Annotated in this window: 18 protein-coding genes; 14 read left to right on the top strand and 4 right to left on the bottom strand. The window is 67.6% G+C overall.

The window, feature by feature from the left end; translation table 11 throughout:
* Window positions 1-105 precede the first annotated feature (105 nt).
* Window positions 106-1,098, top strand: a complete 993-nt coding sequence (locus tag DM992_RS28785; RefSeq protein WP_111019641.1) for a PDR/VanB family oxidoreductase — start codon at window positions 106-108, stop codon at window positions 1,096-1,098.
* Between the two features lie 37 nt (window positions 1,099-1,135).
* Here DM992_RS28785 and DM992_RS28780 read toward each other — a convergent pair whose 3' ends face one another.
* Complete coding sequence (locus DM992_RS28780) at window positions 1,136-2,056, bottom strand: LysR family transcriptional regulator (protein WP_111020452.1); 921 nt, start codon at window positions 2,054-2,056, stop codon at window positions 1,136-1,138.
* A 138-nt stretch (window positions 2,057-2,194) separates the two neighbouring features.
* On the opposite strand from DM992_RS28780, the gene DM992_RS28775 reads away from it, so the two are divergent.
* From DM992_RS28775 to DM992_RS28765, 3 genes are all read left to right on the top strand, one after another.
* A complete protein-coding gene (locus tag DM992_RS28775; RefSeq protein WP_111019640.1) occupies window positions 2,195-3,478 on the top strand; it encodes an aromatic ring-hydroxylating dioxygenase subunit alpha in 1,284 nt (427 codons plus the stop codon).
* Window positions 3,475-3,978 carry an aromatic-ring-hydroxylating dioxygenase subunit beta gene (locus DM992_RS28770; RefSeq protein WP_111019639.1) on the top strand — a complete coding sequence of 168 codons (504 nt, stop codon included), beginning with the start codon at window positions 3,475-3,477 and terminating at the stop codon, window positions 3,976-3,978. The genes DM992_RS28775 and DM992_RS28770 overlap by 4 nt, the downstream gene beginning before the upstream one ends.
* Window positions 3,979-4,043: 65 nt before the next feature.
* The gene (locus DM992_RS28765; RefSeq protein ID WP_111019638.1) at window positions 4,044-4,430 is read left to right on the top strand and encodes a tautomerase family protein; all 387 of its coding nucleotides are present in this window, start codon (window positions 4,044-4,046) and stop codon (window positions 4,428-4,430) included.
* A 104-nt stretch (window positions 4,431-4,534) separates the two neighbouring features.
* Here DM992_RS28765 and DM992_RS28760 read toward each other — a convergent pair whose 3' ends face one another.
* Window positions 4,535-6,088, bottom strand: a complete 1,554-nt coding sequence (locus DM992_RS28760; protein ID WP_111019637.1) for an ATP-binding protein — start codon at window positions 6,086-6,088, stop codon at window positions 4,535-4,537.
* Window positions 6,089-6,260: 172 nt separating this feature from the next.
* Here DM992_RS28760 and DM992_RS28755 point away from each other — a divergent pair, with 172 nt between their 5' ends.
* The 5 genes from DM992_RS28755 to DM992_RS28735 all read left to right on the top strand — a co-directional run bounded on the left by DM992_RS28755 (window position 6,261) and on the right by DM992_RS28735 (window position 10,423).
* Window positions 6,261-7,454 (top strand): acyl-CoA dehydrogenase family protein, encoded by a 1,194-nt coding sequence (locus tag DM992_RS28755; protein WP_111019636.1) that lies wholly within the window; start codon window positions 6,261-6,263, stop codon window positions 7,452-7,454.
* A 104-nt stretch (window positions 7,455-7,558) separates the two neighbouring features.
* Window positions 7,559-7,936 (top strand): hypothetical protein, encoded by a 378-nt coding sequence (locus DM992_RS28750; RefSeq protein ID WP_111019635.1) that lies wholly within the window; start codon window positions 7,559-7,561, stop codon window positions 7,934-7,936.
* Window positions 7,937-7,944: 8 nt separating this feature from the next.
* The gene (locus tag DM992_RS28745; protein ID WP_111019634.1) at window positions 7,945-8,466 is read left to right on the top strand and encodes a nuclear transport factor 2 family protein; all 522 of its coding nucleotides are present in this window, start codon (window positions 7,945-7,947) and stop codon (window positions 8,464-8,466) included.
* Window positions 8,467-8,495: 29 nt separating this feature from the next.
* A complete protein-coding gene (locus DM992_RS28740) occupies window positions 8,496-9,620 on the top strand; it encodes an amidase (RefSeq protein WP_111019633.1) in 1,125 nt (374 codons plus the stop codon).
* Between the two features lie 59 nt (window positions 9,621-9,679).
* Complete coding sequence (locus DM992_RS28735; protein ID WP_111019632.1) at window positions 9,680-10,423, top strand: SDR family oxidoreductase; 744 nt, start codon at window positions 9,680-9,682, stop codon at window positions 10,421-10,423.
* A gap of 88 nt (window positions 10,424-10,511) precedes the next feature.
* On the opposite strand, the gene DM992_RS28730 is transcribed toward DM992_RS28735, so the two are convergent.
* Window positions 10,512-11,144, bottom strand: coding sequence for a response regulator (locus DM992_RS28730; protein ID WP_111019631.1), 633 nt, complete (start codon window positions 11,142-11,144; stop codon window positions 10,512-10,514).
* A 351-nt stretch (window positions 11,145-11,495) separates the two neighbouring features.
* On the opposite strand from DM992_RS28730, the gene hpaC reads away from it, so the two are divergent.
* The 3 genes from hpaC to DM992_RS28720 all read left to right on the top strand — a co-directional run bounded on the left by hpaC (window position 11,496) and on the right by DM992_RS28720 (window position 13,594).
* The gene (gene hpaC / locus DM992_RS28725) at window positions 11,496-12,059 is read left to right on the top strand and encodes a 4-hydroxyphenylacetate 3-monooxygenase, reductase component (protein WP_111019630.1); all 564 of its coding nucleotides are present in this window, start codon (window positions 11,496-11,498) and stop codon (window positions 12,057-12,059) included.
* Window positions 12,060-12,459: 400 nt separating this feature from the next.
* The gene (locus tag DM992_RS43425; protein WP_006479692.1) at window positions 12,460-12,582 is read left to right on the top strand and encodes a hypothetical protein; all 123 of its coding nucleotides are present in this window, start codon (window positions 12,460-12,462) and stop codon (window positions 12,580-12,582) included.
* Window positions 12,583-12,640: 58 nt separating this feature from the next.
* Entirely contained in the window at window positions 12,641-13,594 is a 954-nt protein-coding gene (locus DM992_RS28720) for a leucyl aminopeptidase (RefSeq protein ID WP_111019629.1), read from the top strand.
* Window positions 13,595-13,610: 16 nt separating this feature from the next.
* Here DM992_RS28720 and DM992_RS28715 read toward each other — a convergent pair whose 3' ends face one another.
* Window positions 13,611-14,120 carry an N-acetyltransferase gene (locus tag DM992_RS28715; protein ID WP_111019628.1) on the bottom strand — a complete coding sequence of 170 codons (510 nt, stop codon included), beginning with the start codon at window positions 14,118-14,120 and terminating at the stop codon, window positions 13,611-13,613.
* Between the two features lie 493 nt (window positions 14,121-14,613).
* Between DM992_RS28715 and DM992_RS28710 the strand changes: the two genes are divergently transcribed.
* Window positions 14,614-14,946, top strand: a complete 333-nt coding sequence (locus DM992_RS28710; RefSeq protein ID WP_111019627.1) for a type II toxin-antitoxin system RelE/ParE family toxin — start codon at window positions 14,614-14,616, stop codon at window positions 14,944-14,946.
* Window positions 14,943-15,272, top strand: coding sequence for an addiction module antidote protein (locus DM992_RS28705; RefSeq protein WP_111019626.1), 330 nt, complete (start codon window positions 14,943-14,945; stop codon window positions 15,270-15,272). The genes DM992_RS28710 and DM992_RS28705 overlap by 4 nt, the downstream gene beginning before the upstream one ends.
* The last annotated feature ends 10 nt before the right edge of the window (window positions 15,273-15,282 follow it).

Genomic DNA, 15,282 nt, shown 5'->3' with positions numbered 1-15,282 from the left:
TCACTTTTTAATCGATTTGATTTATGCGATGCCCATCCCTATTCTCGATCGCATGACGGCGCGGTATCTGCCGCGCCGCCTTCCTCTTACCCCACGGAATTTTTCATGCAAGCGAACCGCCACCAGGTCCGGATCGACGCGCTGATCGACGCGGCGCAGGACATCCGCTGTTTCCGGGTTTCGCGCGTCGACGGCCAGCCGTTCGGCGCGTACGAACCGGGCGCCCATATCGACGTCACCGCGCCGTCCGGCATCACGCGGCAATACTCGCTGTGCGGCAACCCCGACGAGCGCGGCAGCTACCTGTTCGCGGTAAAGAAGGAAGCGCAGTCGCGCGGCGGCTCGCGTTCGCTGCATGACGACGTGACGGTTGGCGCCGAGCTGACGATCGGCGCTCCGCGCAACCTGTTTCGTCTGACGGATGACGCGAGCGAACACGTGCTGATCGCGGCCGGCATCGGCATCACCCCGCTGCTGTCGATGGCGTATGCGCTGCACAAGCGCGGCGCGCGCTACCGGCTGCATTACTTCGCGCGCAGCCGCGAGCACGCGGCATTCGTCGACGAACTGTCGGCCGAGCCGTTCGCGTCGCACGTGACGTTCCACTACGGCGTCGAGCCCGATGCGCTCGCAACGGAACTCGGCCGCTGCGTCGAATCGATCGATGCGCATGCGCATGTGTACACGTGCGGCCCGGGGCCGTTCATGGATGCGGTCGTCGCGGCAGCCACGACGCGCATTCCCGAGGATTCGATTCATCTCGAACGCTTCGCGGTGGAACCGGCCACCGCTGATGCGAATGCAGATGCCGACACAGGCGCCGGCAAGACCGACGGCTTCGAAGTGCGCCTTCAGCGCAGCGGGCAATCGGTGCGCGTCACACCGGACACGTCGATCGTCGACGCGCTTGCGCGAATCGGCATCGAGGTCGACACGTCATGCGGCGAAGGCGTGTGCGGCACCTGCATGGTGCCCGTCATCGACGGCGAGCCCGATCATCGCGACCACTGCCTCAGCAAGGCCGAACGCGCGAGCAACACGGTGATCTGCTGCTGCGTGTCGCGCGCGCGCTCGGCGGTGCTGGTTCTCGATCTCTGACGCGCTCAAGCGGCACCCGCCGCGCGCGGCCCGGCCGTCACGCGTCGTCGAAACGCTCGACGATCTCGGCCAGCAGCGCACGCATCCACGCGTTGCCCTCGTCCTCATGGAAGTGCTCGTGCCAGTGCATCGTCACCGGCGCGGGAGGCAGCGTCACGGGCAGCGCGTAAAGCCGGAACGCGTTGTCGCGGTTCAGGATCTGCGCGAGCCGCTTCGGCAGCGTCGCGTAGAGATCCGTGACCGACAGCACGCTCGGCAGCGCGACGAAGTGCGGCACCTCGAGCGCGATGTTGCGGCCCACGCCCTGCGCGCGCAATGCGTCGTCGAGCGCGTGGTGGCTGTGCTCGACCGATTTCACGTTGACGTGCGCGGCGCTCACGAACTGTTCCAGACTCAGCGCGGTGCCGGCCGGCAACCCGCGCCGGCGGCCCGTCATGCACACGTAGGTTTCCTCGAACAGCACCTGGTGGCGCGTGCGCGGCATCAGTTCCGGCAGGTTGCCGATCGCGAAATCCAGCCGGCTCGCGCGCAGTGCTTCCTCGATCTCCTCCACCGGCATAGGCTGCACGCTCAAAGTCGCGCGCGGCGCGCGCTCGCGCAGCGCCTGGCAGATCGCCGGCAGGTACGCCATCTCGCCCGCGTCCGACAGCGACAGCCGGAACGTGCGCGTGCTGGTGGCCGGATCGAAGCGCTCCGCGTAGCGCAGCGCCGCGCGCACCATGTCGAGCGCCTTGCCGACGATGCCCGCGAGTTCGAGCGCGACGGGCGTCGGCTGCATGCCCGAACGCGTGCGCACGAACAGCGGATCGTCGAACAGTGTGCGCAGCCGGCCGAGCGAATAGCTGACGGCCGGCTGCGACAGCGCTAGCCGCTCGCCGGCCTTCGTCAGGCTGCGTTCCTCGACGATCGCCTGGAACACGCGCAACAGGTTCAGATCGAGATGATCGACCGACGTCATCGTAGCCTCCATCATTTGCCGTATTTATTAAGTTTCCAATTTTAGATCAATTTGACGGATATATAGCGGAAGGCGAGACTGGGCATTCGATACCGCGCCCCGCGCGGCCCGATTTCGCGACTCTTCCCCACGACAACGATGAGCGACATTCCGTACCAGACGATCGACACCCGCGCGTTGCACGGCCTCGCGCAGCCCGACCGCATCGCGCCCGCGATGTATCACGATCCGGCGCTGTTCGAAGCCGAGCTCGACCGCATCTTCTACCGCACCTGGATCTGGGTCGCGCACGAGAGCGAGCTGCCGCAGCCCGGCGACTTCATCACGACGACGATCGGCCGCCAGCCGGTGATCGTCGTGCGCGACAAGACCGGCGAGATCAACGTGCTGCAAAACCGCTGCCGCCATCGCGGCGCGACCGTGTGCGAATCGCACAAGGGCAACGCGAAAGGCTTCACGTGCCCGTATCACAGCTGGTCGTACGCGCTCGACGGCACGCTGCGCGCGCTGCCGTACGGCGACGGCTACGAAGGCGTGTGCGAGAAAGGCGACCTGCCGCTCGTAAAGCTGCGCGTCGGCGTATACCAGGGGCTGATCTTCGCGAGCTTCAACGACGACGTCGAACCGCTCGAGGATTTCCTCGGCGGCGCGAAGCCGTGGATCGACCTGTTCATGAAGCAGGGCGCCGGCTACCCGATCAAGGCGAACGGCGAGCACAAGTTCAAGTTCAAGGGCAACTGGAAGATCCAGCTCGAGAACACGACCGACCTCTATCACTTCCCGGTCGTGCACAAGTCGTGGATGAAGTCTATCGACGACGAGACGGCCGCCGCGATCACGAGCTTCATGACCAGCGACGATGCGTTCTGCCGCGGGCTCGGCAACGGCCACAGCCTCGCGGTGCTGATGCCCGAACTGATCGATCTCGACGCGGACGACGGCGCACCGCTGCCCGAGCGCTTCGCGCCGCTCGCGGCTAAGCTCGCCGAGCGCCACGCGCCGAACGAAGTGCGCCGCATCGTGCGTTCGCTGATGGGTGTCGGCTTCAACCTGAACCTGTTCCCGAACCTCGCGCTGTCGATGGCGTTCTTCCGCGTGCTGCGGCCGATCTCCGCGAACGAAACCGAGATCCGCCACGTCGCGCTCGCGATGGACGGCGGCCCCGATGAGGCGAACCGCGAGCGGCTGCGCATCCACGAGCACTTCCAGGGCCCGTTCGGCTTCGGCAGCCCCGACGACGCGGAAGCGTGGGAGCGCGTGCAGCGTGGCGCGCATGCGGGCCCCGACGTGCCGATCCTCGTGAACCGCGGGCTGAACCGCGAGACGACCGCCGCGAACGGCGAAAAGACCGCGCATGCGACCGACGAGACCGGCATGCGCGAGGCCTACCGGCAATGGCGCAAGATGATGGAGCAGCAATGATGGACGACCGCAACGCCCTTTTCTCGCAGCAGACCTTCGCCCGCGCGGTCGAATTCGTATGGCGCGAAGCCGAGATGCTCGATCGCCGCGACTATCGCGCGTGGCTCGACCTGTGGGATCCGGCCGGCCACTACGTAGTGCCGATCGATCCCGACGCGACCGACTTCGCAGCCACGCTGAACTACGTGTTCGACGACCACGACATGCGCGAGAAGCGCGTGCAGCGGATGGTGTCCGGCTATTCGGCGTCGGCGACCGATGCGGCGCGCACGGTGCGCACCGTGTCGCGCTTCACGCTGGAGAGCGGTAGCGCGGACACCGTCGAGCTGAAATCCGCGCAGGTCGTCGTCGCGTACAAGCGCGGCGTCGCGACGCTGTTCGCGGCCGACGTCACGCATAAGCTGCACGTCGATGCCGAAGGCGAGATGCGGATCACCGAAAAAGTCGTGCGCCTGATCGACTCGACCGAAGCGCTCAGCGCGATCGGCTTCCTGCTGTAAGCCGTAGCCGGTTCGCCGCTGCAAGTGCAACGGTGAACCGGCAACCTTCACCTTTCCGGACGACCATGCCCACACTCGAAGTTTTCCTGCCGGCCGGCCACGGCGACGCCCGCAAGGCCGAACTGATCGCACGGCTGACCGGCGCGACAGTCGACGCGATCGGCGCACCGGTCGAGTCCGTGCGCGTGCTGCTCACCGAACTGCCCGCGACACACATCGGCCTCGGCGGCCGCAGTGCCGCCGACGGCGCGCCGCCGTCGCTGCCAGTGATCGTCGCGATCCTGATCGCCGGGCGCACCGATGAACAAAAACGCGCGCTGATCGCCGCATTGTCCGATGCCGGCGCGAACGTGCTCGACGCGCCGCTGCAGGCGACGCGCGTGATCATCAAGGACATCCCGAACACCGACTTCGGCATCGGCGGCCGGACCGCGCGGGCGCTGGGGCGCTGACGATGGGTCGGGCGTCGGTACGTCGAACGTCGCTACGTCGGGCCTCAATACGCTGGGCCTCGCCACGCCTGGCGTCACCGCTCTGCCGTGACGCGTCGCTGCCGCTACGCGTGCTTACCGGCGAGCGGCAGCGTCACGCGGCAGTCGAGCCCGCCGCCGTCGGCCGGGCTCGCGCAGATCCGGCCGCCATGGCGCGTGACGATGCTCTTGCACAGCGACAGCCCGATCCCGTTGCCGCCGGCCTTCGACGACGAGAAGCCGTCGAACAGCCGGTCGTGCGCGCCTTCCGCGATGCCCGGGCCGTTGTCGATCGCGCGCAATTCGGCGTACCCGTCCACGTTCGCGGTGCCGAGCGTCAGCGTGCGCGGCACGCGCTCGCAGCCGGCGAACGCTTCGATCGCGTTGAACGCGAGATTGAGAATCACCTGCCCGATCAACACGCGCTCGCAGCGGATCGGCAGCGGCGCGCCGGCCTGCACGATCGCGACCGTCACGCCGGCCTCCTTCGCGCGCAGCTCGATGAAATATGCAACATCGGCGAGGATGTCACGCAAGTCCGCAACCGCGACGACCGTCTCGCGCTTCACGATGAATTCGCGCACGCTCTTGATGATCAGCGCCGCATGCTCGGCCTGCCGATCCGCGCTGCGCAGCCCCCAGATCGCATCGTCGACGGCGCCGCCGCCGTTCAGCCGCCGCACCGCGCCCTCGATGAAGTTGCGCACGGCCGCGAGCGGCTGGCTCAGCTCGTGCGCGATCACCGTCGCCATCTCGCCCATCGCGTTGTAGCGGCCCGCGTATTCGAGCATCCGCGCTTCGGCGCGCCGCGCTTCCTCGATCGCGACTTCGTCGCTGACATCGCGGAAATGCACGAGCAGCCCGTCGAGGTCGCCTTCGATCTCGACCTGCCGGCACGTGATGCGCAGCCAGCACGTCGAGCCGTCGCGCCGCACGATCCGGTAGCGCTGCGGCTCCGACGGACACGTCGACGGCGCATCGCGCAACTGCGCGACGAGCCGGTCGCGATCGGCCTCGGTGCAGTAGTCGAGCACCTCGCCGAGCGCTTCGTCGGGCGCGAGCCCGAGCACGCGGCGCCCCGACTCGCTGATGAACTGTGCGCCGCCGTGCGGCGACACGACCGCGACGCCTTCGTCGAGATCCTGCATGAACTCGCGCAGCCGCGCCTCGTAGCGGCGCAGTTGCTGGCGAATCGCTTCTTCCGCGCTGATGTCGCGGAACTGCACCATCACGACATCGCGCCCGCGCAGCGGCACGTAGGTCGCGATCGCCTCCGACAGCATGTCGACGCCGGTGCGCGACCGGTAGCACCACTCGTACACCTGCGGCCCATCGACCATCGCGCGATCCATCGCACCTATGCCGATCTCGCGCCGGTACTTCGGTTCGGGGCGAGTCATGTCCGGCGCCTTCAGCGGCAGCAGTTCCTCGACGGAAAAGCCGAGCGCGATGCACGCGGCGCGATTCGCCCACACGATCGCCTTGGTCTGCGCGTCGTGCAGCAGCACGCAGGTCGTCAGCGCGTCGAGCAGCCGGTGGAAATCGTCTTCGTCGGGAAAACTCATGATCGGATTCGGATGAGGGCGCGCGGTATCGCGCAGCCGGAAACCCAACATAGCACCGGCGTGCGCCGATCGCATCTGAAGATTTCTTTAGTCCGGCACGGAACGTCACCAGTCGCACGGCCCAACGCACCAATTGCTGCGTGTTTTCGGCGTTTCTAGACTGGCTGCATCGTCGTGCCGCATCGCTTTGACGCACAGCACGCATGCCGCCCCGCAATCGAACCCCGTCCGCCCCCAGGAGACAGCCATGCCCCAAGCCGCCCTCGCCATCGAACCTGCGCCGACCTCGCCGCCCGTGGCGGGCGCCCCGGCCGGGCGGCTGTCGCCGTTCGACGCCGTGATCGAGACCGTCGCCGCGCGACGCGAAGAATTCGATCGCCTGTCGCACGTGCCGCGCGACGTGATCGCGCTGTTCAAGCAGGCCGGCATCTATCGCGCGGGCACGCCGCGCCGCTTCGGCGGCGATGCGCTCGCGCCGACCGCGTTCCTCGACATGATCGAGCGGATCGCGACCGCCGACGGTTCGGCCGCGTGGGTCGCGAGCTTCGGTTCCGCGAACGTCTATCTCGCCGCGCTGCCGCTCGACACGCAGGCCGAGCTGTACGCGAGCGGCCCCGACCAGGTGTTTGCGGGCGGCCTGTTCCCGGTGCAGCCGGCGCAGCCCGCGCCGGGCGGCTGGCGCGTGAACGGCACGTGGAAATTCGCGAGCGGCTGCAAGGGCGCCGACTGGCTCGGCGTCGGCATCGCCGTGCCGGGCGCGCAGGACGCCGCGCCGAACAAGCCGCGCACAGCCGTGTTCCGCGCCGCCGACGTCGAGATCGTCGAGAACTGGAGCGTGGTCGGCATGCAGGGCACCGGCAGCCACGACCTGCGCATCGACGACCGTTTCGTGCCCGAAGCGTGGACCTTTGTGCGCGGCGGCGAGCCGACCGTCGACGAGCCGCTGTACCGCTATCCGACCGTCGCGTATGCAGCGCAGGTGCTGGCCGTCGTCAACCTCGGCCTTGCGCGCGCGGCGCTCGACGTCGTGAACCGCATGTCGGGCGGACGCCAGACGACGACCGGCGCGCCGCGCCTCGCCGATCGCGCGTATTTCCGCATCGAGCTCGCGAAGGCCGAAGCACAACTGCGCTCGGCGCGTGCGTTCTTCTACGATGCGACCGACACGGTCTGGCAATCGATCCTCGCGGGCAACCCGGTGACGCCCGACCAGGTCAGCCTGCTGCGGCTCGCGGCCACGCAAATCGCGCGTGAAGGCGCGAGCGTCGTCGAACGCGCATACCGGCTCGGCGGCACGGCCGCGATCTATCGATCGCATCCGTTGCAGCGGCTGCTGCGCGACGCGATGGTCGTCACGCAGCACGCGTTTCTCGCCGAAGGCAACTTCGACGGCGCCGGCGCGGTGTTTACCGGTGTCACGCCGTTTCCCGGCTATCTGTAACCCGCATCGGCTGAAGCATTTTTTTTGAACGTGCATGAAGCCGATGCCGAAGCGCTCTCTCCGGCCGGCTCATGCACGCAACCGATTCCTCTGGAGAACCTGACATGTCCGATTCGAATCCGCTGCCGCTGCGCGTGCTGTTCTGCTGCGGCGTGTCGCAAAACTTCTTCGACCTGCCGCGCGAAAAGATCGGCGAGGTGTGGCAGGCGTACGGCACGATGCTCGCCGCCGTCGAAGCGATGCCCGGCGTGCGCGTGCTCGGCGTGATGGACGACGATCGCCTCGTGGTCGGCCAGGCCGACGGCGCGCCGTGGACGTTCTACATCATGGCCGACGTCGCCGATTTCGACACGACAGTTGCCGTGTGCAACCTGTATCGCACGACGCCGGTCGGCGAATACAACCTGTGGCGCTACGGCAAGATCGAAGCGCGGGTCGGCCGCGCTCTGACCGTGCCGCCGGCCGCGCGGCCCGCGTCGTGAGGCAAGCGATGACCGACCTGTCACCCGGCCTGATCGATGCGCTCGCTCAGCGTGTCGCGGCGCTCGACGCCGAGCGCGCGGTGCGCGCGACGATCGCGCGCTACATGGCGCTGTGCGACGTGCCCGAGGATGCCGGCGACGGCCCGCCGCTCGCCGGCCTGTTCACGGCCGACGCCGTGTGGGAAGGCATCGGCCCGCAGTACGCGCGCAAGTTCGGCCGCCTCGAAGGCACGGCCGAGATCGTCGCGATGCTGCGCCGCTATCTGCCGCCCGATCCGCACTTCTCGGCGAACCTGCATTTCCTGACGTCGGAATCGATCGAGGTGGGCGCCGGCAACGCGAGCGCGCGCGGACGCTGGATCATGCTGCAGGCGTCGCGCTACGCGGACGGCACGGCCGAGCTGATCGCCGCGCGGCTGACCGTCGATTTCGCGCCGGCCGCCGACGGCTCGGCCTGGCTGATCCGCCATTTCCGCACCGAGCGCGTGCTCGACGGCCCGTGGCCGCTCGCCGCCGCGCCACGGTCCTGACGCCTCACCGATTCTTCATGACACCGACCATGACAGGCTTCATCGACACCTTCACGCTCGGCGGCCCGGGCCCGACGATCGCGATCAAGGACACGATCGACATCGCCGGCCATCCGACCCGCGCGGCGAGCCGCGCGCTCGCCGATGCGCCGCCGGCAGCAGAACACGCGGACGTGGTCCGCCTGCTGCTCGACGCGGGCTGGCAGATCGCCGGCAAGGCAAACATGCACGAACTCGCGTTCGGGATGACCGGCATCAACGACTACTCGGGCACGCCCGTCAATCCGCAGGACGCGTCGCGCATTCCCGGAGGCTCATCGAGCGGGTCCGCATCGCTCGTCGGGCTCGGCGCCGTCGATGCAGCGCTCGGCACCGACACCGGCGGCTCGATTCGCGGGCCGGCCGCGTGCTGCGGCGTGGTCGGCCTGAAGCCGACGTTCGGTCGCGTGTCGCGGCGCGGTGTGGCGCCCGTCGACACCACGCTCGATTGCGTCGGGCCATTCGCACGCGATATCCGCACGCTGGCCGCGGTGATGGCCGCAATCGCGCCGGGCTTCGATCGTGCGCGTGCGGCCGCATCGTCGGCGAACTGCACGGTCGCGCAAATCACCGTCGACGCCGATCCGGCGATCGCGGCCGCACTCGATGCGGCGGTGCGCGCGTCGGGCCTGCGCTCGCATTCGATCGTGCTCGACGAGATGCCGGCGGCGTTCGCCGCGGGGCTCGCCGTGATCAACGCGGAAACGTATCGCGCGTTCGGCCATCTGGTCGCGACAGCCAGACTCGGCGCCGATCTCGATGCACGGCTGCGCACGGCCGCGATGACGACGCCTGCGGCACTCGCCGAGGCCGAAGCCGTACGCGCACGTTTCACCGCGCAAGTCGACGCCGCGCTCGAACACGCCGACGTGCTGGTCCTGCCGACGCTGCCCGCACTGCCGATCACGCTGCAGCAAGCGCGCGACGGCGTATCGGTCATCGCGATGTCGTCGCTGATCCGGCCGTTCAACCTGAGCGGCCACCCGGCGCTGAGCTTGCCGCTGCCGCTGGCCGGTTCGCCGTTGAAGGCCGGCTTGCAGATCGTCGGACGCAACGGCGCGGACGAACAGGTATGCGCGATCGCGGCACACTTCGAAGCGGCCCTCGCCGCATGAACCACGATGCGGGCGCGGCTACAACAAGCGCGCGCCCGCGAACCAGGGAATCACGCACCATGTCAGACCGAGTCGTCCTCGTCACCGGCGCCGCGCGCGGGCTCGGCGCCGTCATCGCCGAACGCTTTCATGCGGCCGGCTACCGAGTCGCGCTGGCCGATATCGCCGCCGACGCGATTCATGCGCATGCGCACGCACTCGACCCGAGCGGCGAGCGCGCGATCGCGTTGCCGCTCGACGTCACGTCGAAGCGCGATTTCGAAGCGGCGCGCGATGCGCTCGTCGCACGCTGGGGCACGATCGACGTGCTCGTCAACAACGCGGGCGCATCGAAGGTCGTGCCGGCGATGGAGATCACGGCCGAGCAGTTCGACCGCGTAATCGACGTGAACCTGCGCAGCGTGCTGTTCGGCTGCCAGGTGTTCGGCCAGTACTTCGCGACGCGCGGTGCGGGCCGCATCGTCAACATCGCGTCGCTCGCCGGGCAGAATGGCGGCTCGGCAACGGGCGCGCACTACGCGGCCGCGAAAGGCGGCACGCTGACGTTGACCAAGGTGTTCGCGCGCGATCTCGCTTCCCGCGGCGTGACCGTCAACGCGATCTCGCCGGGCCCGCTCGATCTGCCGATCGTGTATGAAAGCGTCGCGCCGGAAAAGCTTCGTCAGGTGCTCGCGAGCCTGCCGGGCGGCAAGCTCGGGTCGGCCGGCTTCGTTGCGGATGCAGCCGTGCTGCTCGCGTCGGGCGACGCGCATTTCGCGAACGGCGCATGCTGGGATATCAACGGCGGGTTGTACATGCGCTGAGCGGCGCTACGCATCGATCGCGCAGTGCCGACCGGTGCCGCGCGCACGGCACGTCCGGGTGCGGCCGCGCCCGTGTGCATGCGGACCGCTAGCGCGACGGCTCCCCGTCGTCGCCCCACACGACCATCACGTCGCGCACGAGCGCGGCGATCGATGTCGCGCCGAGCTTCTCCTTGATGCTCGCGCGATGCACGTCGACGGTCTTCACGCTGATCGACAGGTCCGACGCGATCTGCTTGCTGCCCTTGCCGTCGACCACGCCGCGCAGTACTTCCTTCTCGCGCGCGGTCAGCGCCTCGAGCCGCTGGCGCAGCGCGCGATGGCGCTGGCCGACCGCATGCCGCTGCTGCGCGAGCCGCAGCGCGCGCTGCACGCGCTCGAGCATCTGCTGCGAGTTGTACGGCTTCTCGACGAAGTCGATCGCGCCGTTCTGCAGCGCACGCACCGACATCGGGATGTCGCCGTGCCCGCTGACGAAGATCACCGGCAGCGTCGCGCCGCGCGCATTCAGTTCCGCCTGCACGTCGAAGCCGCTTTTCTCCGGCATCCGCACGTCGAGTACCAGGCACGCGGGCAGGTTCACGTCGAAGCGCGCGAGAAAGTCGGCGGCGTTCGCGAACCCTTCGGACGCGATGCCGACCGATTCGAGCAACCACGCGAGCGACGTGCGCATGCCGCTATCGTCGTCGACGATGTATACGATCGGTGCGGGTGACGTCATCGCGGGTGTCTCGCTCAATATCGGTATGGGTATCGCACGCGCAGCGCGAGGGGCCGGTTGCCGGTTCGTCGCAAGCGTCGTTCGCTGGGGGTGTGCGGCACATCATAACGAGCCGAAAACCCGCTGAACACCCTTTTACGTGCCGCACGACCGCACAATCGCGCTTTTTTTGGTGCAGCGTGCAGCGATCTAGGTAGAACCTTTAGACGCGTTGGCGAGAATGCCATCTCCATCGTCAATCGTGCGAATGGTCGTCCGCATTTTCGCGACGTACGCTAGGGTCATCGTCGGCTATCGACCGCTGCACCGGCAGCACGCACGATCGCCGCATTCGTCCACCCGGGAGCGCCCATGTCCGCCACACCCTCCACGATCTCCACGCCCGATAGCGCGCGACCTGCACGCGTCGAACCGACCGACGCGCAGAAGGCGTTCCGTCAAGCCATGGCCCACCTCGGCGCGGCCGTCAACGTGATCACCACCGCCGGCCCGCACGGCCGCTGCGGGATCACCGCGAGCGCCGTGTGCTCCGTCACCGACGCGCCGCCGACGCTGCTCGTATGCCTGAACCGGTCGAGCGCGATGCACGCGACCTTCGAGCGCAACCGCCATGTCTGCATCAACGTGCTGCCGGCCGAGCACGAACTGCTCGCGCGGCATTTCGCGGGGCTCACCGACCTGCCGATGGAGCGCCGCTTCGAGCTGCCCGTGTGGGATCGCGGCGAACAGGACGTGCCCGTGCTGCGCGATGCGCTCGCGAGCCTGCAGGGCACGATCGCCGAGATGAAGGAAGTCGGCTCGCATTCGGTGATGTTCATCGAGGCGACGTCGATCCGCGTGCGCGACGACGGCGACAGCCTCATCTACTTCAGCCGCGCGTTTCATCGCGTGTCGCGCACGGCGTGCGTACGTTGACCCTCGCGTGACTACGCGGCAGCCCGCAACGTGCGCTGCCCGGCCGCGACCGTCAAGCACGCGTCCCGCGCGAACGACGCGATTCGAAATAATCGGCACCATTGCATTTCCAATTTAAAAAAATTTCCGGAATCATTTAACCGGTCGCGATCCCGATAATTGGAAAATCAGGTCGGTCCCGTTATTCGATTTATCTGCCTTTTTCCCGCATCGCCTGCTGGAATTTCCCGTGTTTAGCAGGATTTTGCTAAAAATCCCGCAACGCATTGCATTCGCAAATTCATCAGACTAATATCGACGCCACTCGCCCGGCGTTCACGAAATGCCGGACGGGGAGCGGCAATCTTTTAGCCGTGCGCTTTCATGTTGAATCACTCATGTTCACCACAGGAGAATTGACATGCAGGAAACCCAGCAGATCGAATTGCTTGACTGGATGCAGGAAGACACGCACCCCGAGGCCGTCGACATGATGGTCGAGGACGCCGTGGTGCCGTTCGGCACCGCGCTCTGGCCGGTCTGAGCGGGCCACCCGTTCTCGCGGAAGGGCCGCGGCCCTTCCGCCGCTTCCGGAGACACGCATGCTGAACCTGCACCGCGCACTCGGCTTTCACCCCGCGCTGCGCGACAAGCTAGCGCGCGGCGAGTCGGGAAAACTGCTGGTCGGTTATGACACCCGCAACCGCGACATCGCGTTGCGCGCATTTGCCGCCCTGCCCGATTCGCTCGACGCGACCACCCTCTGCCTCGAAACCACCCCGCCCGCCGACATCGCCTCCGCGCTCGATCGCGCCGACCTGTTCGTTCTGCTGTACGACTCGTCGTGCCTGCCGACGCCGTCGCCGAGCGGGCCGCCGTTCCTCGCCGCGATCCGCCCCGCGATCGTCGAGCACTGGGGCAAGTCGGTTCTATTCAAGGATTACGGCCCGCATCTCGACGAGGCATTCGCCGAATCGCTCGACGACATCGCGGCACGCAACGGCCGGCTGATCGAAGCGGCCGCGCGCGCGTCGCAGATCCGCTTCATCGACGAAGCCGGCAACACGCTGACGGGCTCGCTCGCGCCGGACCAGAAATGGACGAGCGTGGATGGAATGGGTAATCTCGACGTCGTGCCCGGCGAGATCGCAACGCACGTCACCGACCTGAGCGGCTCGGTCCTGTTCAGCGGCACGTTTCTCGGCACCGTGCCGTTCGCGATCAAGTACAAGGTCACCGAGCGGCTCGCGACGCTGCATGTCGAAGGCAGCACGATCGTCGATTTCGACAGCGACGACGCGGGCTTCCGGCGCGACTTCTCGACCTATCTCGACCGGCACGCGAATCACCGGCGGATCGAGGAATTCGGCATCGGCACGAACCTCGGGATCCGCGGGCTGTACGGCCGCAATGCAGGATTCGAGGAACGCCATCCGGGCCTGCATCTCGGGCTCGGCGGCGGCGAAAACGGCAGCCACCATCTCGACCTGATCTTCGCGCGCGGTACGCTCGCGCTCGACGAGCGGATCGTGTTCGACGGCGCATTCGCCGTCTGACGAAGCGGCAGCGTGCTCAGGCTTCGGCGGCCGCCGCGTCGCCGAGCCACTTGAACATCACGAAGCAATCGACGAACCCGAGCCGCGCGTGACGGTACGCGCGCGGCAGGCGGCCGACGATCTCGAATCCCAGCTTCTGCCACAGCGCGACCGCGACCTCGTTCGTCGCGACCACCGAGTTGAACTGCATCGCGAGGAAACCGCGCTCGCGCGCGACCTGCTGCGAGTGCTCGCACATCAGGCGCGCGACGCCGCGGCCGCGCGCGGCCTCGCTCACCATGTAGCCGCAGTTGCACACGTGATTGCCGGGCCCGGCCGCGTTCGCCTTCAGGTAGTACGAACCGAGCAGCACGCCGTCCTGTTCGGCGATCCATGTGCAGAGCGGCGCGTCGAGCCATAGTGCGCGCGCTGCCTCGGGCGTCGGCGCGGGATCGAATGCATAGGTTTCCTGAGCGGCGACGATGGCGCGGTAGGTCGGCCAGAAGCGCGGAAAATCGTCCTCGGTCATCGGGCGAAGCGTGATCATGCGGGTTCTCTCGTGAAGGCGATGTTGGCCGGAAGGCAATCGATCGTACCGCGATTCGTCGATAGCCGCCGTCCCGCGGCACGCCGCTGCGATACATGCCTTGCGGCACGCCGTACTGGCGCTCGAACGCCGGCGAGAAACCCGACAGGCGCTCGCCGCCGCGTCGCCGGCAGGTTTGCCGTTCACGTCACTCCCTCCGGACACCCCACACCCGGCGCATGCCTCGTCATCGCGCCATCGACACAGGCCATTCGGCCGAATCGCCGCCGTACGCACCGGACGAAAGAATGATCGTCGTCCGGGAAGCCGGCTTCGTTGCCTGAAACCCCGAACCATGAAGGCGCTGCATGCGCTCCGGCCGCGGTGCCGTTGCGTTGCATGCCGTCTCGATCCGACGATCGGCAACGCGTGCATCGCACTCCGTTCACACCGCCAGTGGCAGGCCGCATGGCCGCCTCGTTCCTCTCACATTTTTTGTAGCTTATAAGTTACAATGGCATCCAAGTTCGAACTGCTTCGCTATCAGCGCGACGACGGTCGCGAGCCTTTCACCGAATGGCTGAACGCCGTGCGCGACAAGCTCGCCCAGGCACGGATTCGCGAACGCCTGCGCCGCGTGCAGACGGGCAACTTCGGCGATTGCGTGCCTGTCGGCGAAGGCGTGATCGGACTGCGCATCCACGTCGGTGCCGGCTATCGCGTGTACTTCGGCCGGCACGGCGGTGCACTGGTGCTGCTGCTGTCCGGCGGCGACAAGGGCAGTCAACCCGACGACATCAGGCGCGCAAAGGAACACTGGTCGAACTGGAAACGGAGGCAAACATGAACAAGCTCAAAGGCGCGGTATCGCACCACGACGCGGAAGTCGCCGAACTCGGCGCCGATCGCGAACTCGCGGTGGCCTATCTGCGCGTCGCAATGGAATCGCTCGACGATCCCGACAACCGCGCGGCCGCCCTGCTCGCGCTGCGCACGGTCGCGGAAGCGTACGGCGGGCTCGGTGCCGTCGCGGCCGAAGCCGGCATCAGCCGCGAATCGCTGTATCGCACGCTGTCCCCCAACGGCAACCCAACGCTGAAAACCCTGCTCGCGGTGCTCAAGACGGTCGGCCTGCGCCTGTCCGTCGTCCCCGCGAAGCCGGCGCACGCGTAAGCGGCGCACG

This window comes from Burkholderia sp. JP2-270 (assembly GCF_003233675.1).
Classification (GTDB): domain Bacteria; phylum Pseudomonadota; class Gammaproteobacteria; order Burkholderiales; family Burkholderiaceae; genus Burkholderia; species Burkholderia pyrrocinia_C.
This window is presented reverse-complemented; position numbering and strand designations above follow the sequence as displayed.

Coding starts and splice junctions, on each gene's coding strand:
- DM992_RS28785 (WP_111019641.1), top strand. CDS start 106: ATGCAAGCGAACCGCCACCAGGTCCGGATCGACGCGCTGATCGACGCG.
- DM992_RS28780 (WP_111020452.1), bottom strand. CDS start 2,056: ATGACGTCGGTCGATCATCTCGATCTGAACCTGTTGCGCGTGTTCCAG.
- DM992_RS28775 (WP_111019640.1), top strand. CDS start 2,195: ATGAGCGACATTCCGTACCAGACGATCGACACCCGCGCGTTGCACGGC.
- DM992_RS28770 (WP_111019639.1), top strand. CDS start 3,475: ATGATGGACGACCGCAACGCCCTTTTCTCGCAGCAGACCTTCGCCCGC.
- DM992_RS28765 (WP_111019638.1), top strand. CDS start 4,044: ATGCCCACACTCGAAGTTTTCCTGCCGGCCGGCCACGGCGACGCCCGC.
- DM992_RS28760 (WP_111019637.1), bottom strand. CDS start 6,088: ATGCGATCGGCGCACGCCGGTGCTATGTTGGGTTTCCGGCTGCGCGAT.
- DM992_RS28755 (WP_111019636.1), top strand. CDS start 6,261: ATGCCCCAAGCCGCCCTCGCCATCGAACCTGCGCCGACCTCGCCGCCC.
- DM992_RS28750 (WP_111019635.1), top strand. CDS start 7,559: ATGTCCGATTCGAATCCGCTGCCGCTGCGCGTGCTGTTCTGCTGCGGC.
- DM992_RS28745 (WP_111019634.1), top strand. CDS start 7,945: ATGACCGACCTGTCACCCGGCCTGATCGATGCGCTCGCTCAGCGTGTC.
- DM992_RS28740 (WP_111019633.1), top strand. CDS start 8,496: ATGACAGGCTTCATCGACACCTTCACGCTCGGCGGCCCGGGCCCGACG.
- DM992_RS28735 (WP_111019632.1), top strand. CDS start 9,680: ATGTCAGACCGAGTCGTCCTCGTCACCGGCGCCGCGCGCGGGCTCGGC.
- DM992_RS28730 (WP_111019631.1), bottom strand. CDS start 11,144: ATGACGTCACCCGCACCGATCGTATACATCGTCGACGACGATAGCGGC.
- hpaC (WP_111019630.1), top strand. CDS start 11,496: ATGTCCGCCACACCCTCCACGATCTCCACGCCCGATAGCGCGCGACCT.
- DM992_RS43425 (WP_006479692.1), top strand. CDS start 12,460: ATGCAGGAAACCCAGCAGATCGAATTGCTTGACTGGATGCAGGAAGAC.
- DM992_RS28720 (WP_111019629.1), top strand. CDS start 12,641: ATGCTGAACCTGCACCGCGCACTCGGCTTTCACCCCGCGCTGCGCGAC.
- DM992_RS28715 (WP_111019628.1), bottom strand. CDS start 14,120: ATGATCACGCTTCGCCCGATGACCGAGGACGATTTTCCGCGCTTCTGG.
- DM992_RS28710 (WP_111019627.1), top strand. CDS start 14,614: ATGGCATCCAAGTTCGAACTGCTTCGCTATCAGCGCGACGACGGTCGC.
- DM992_RS28705 (WP_111019626.1), top strand. CDS start 14,943: ATGAACAAGCTCAAAGGCGCGGTATCGCACCACGACGCGGAAGTCGCC.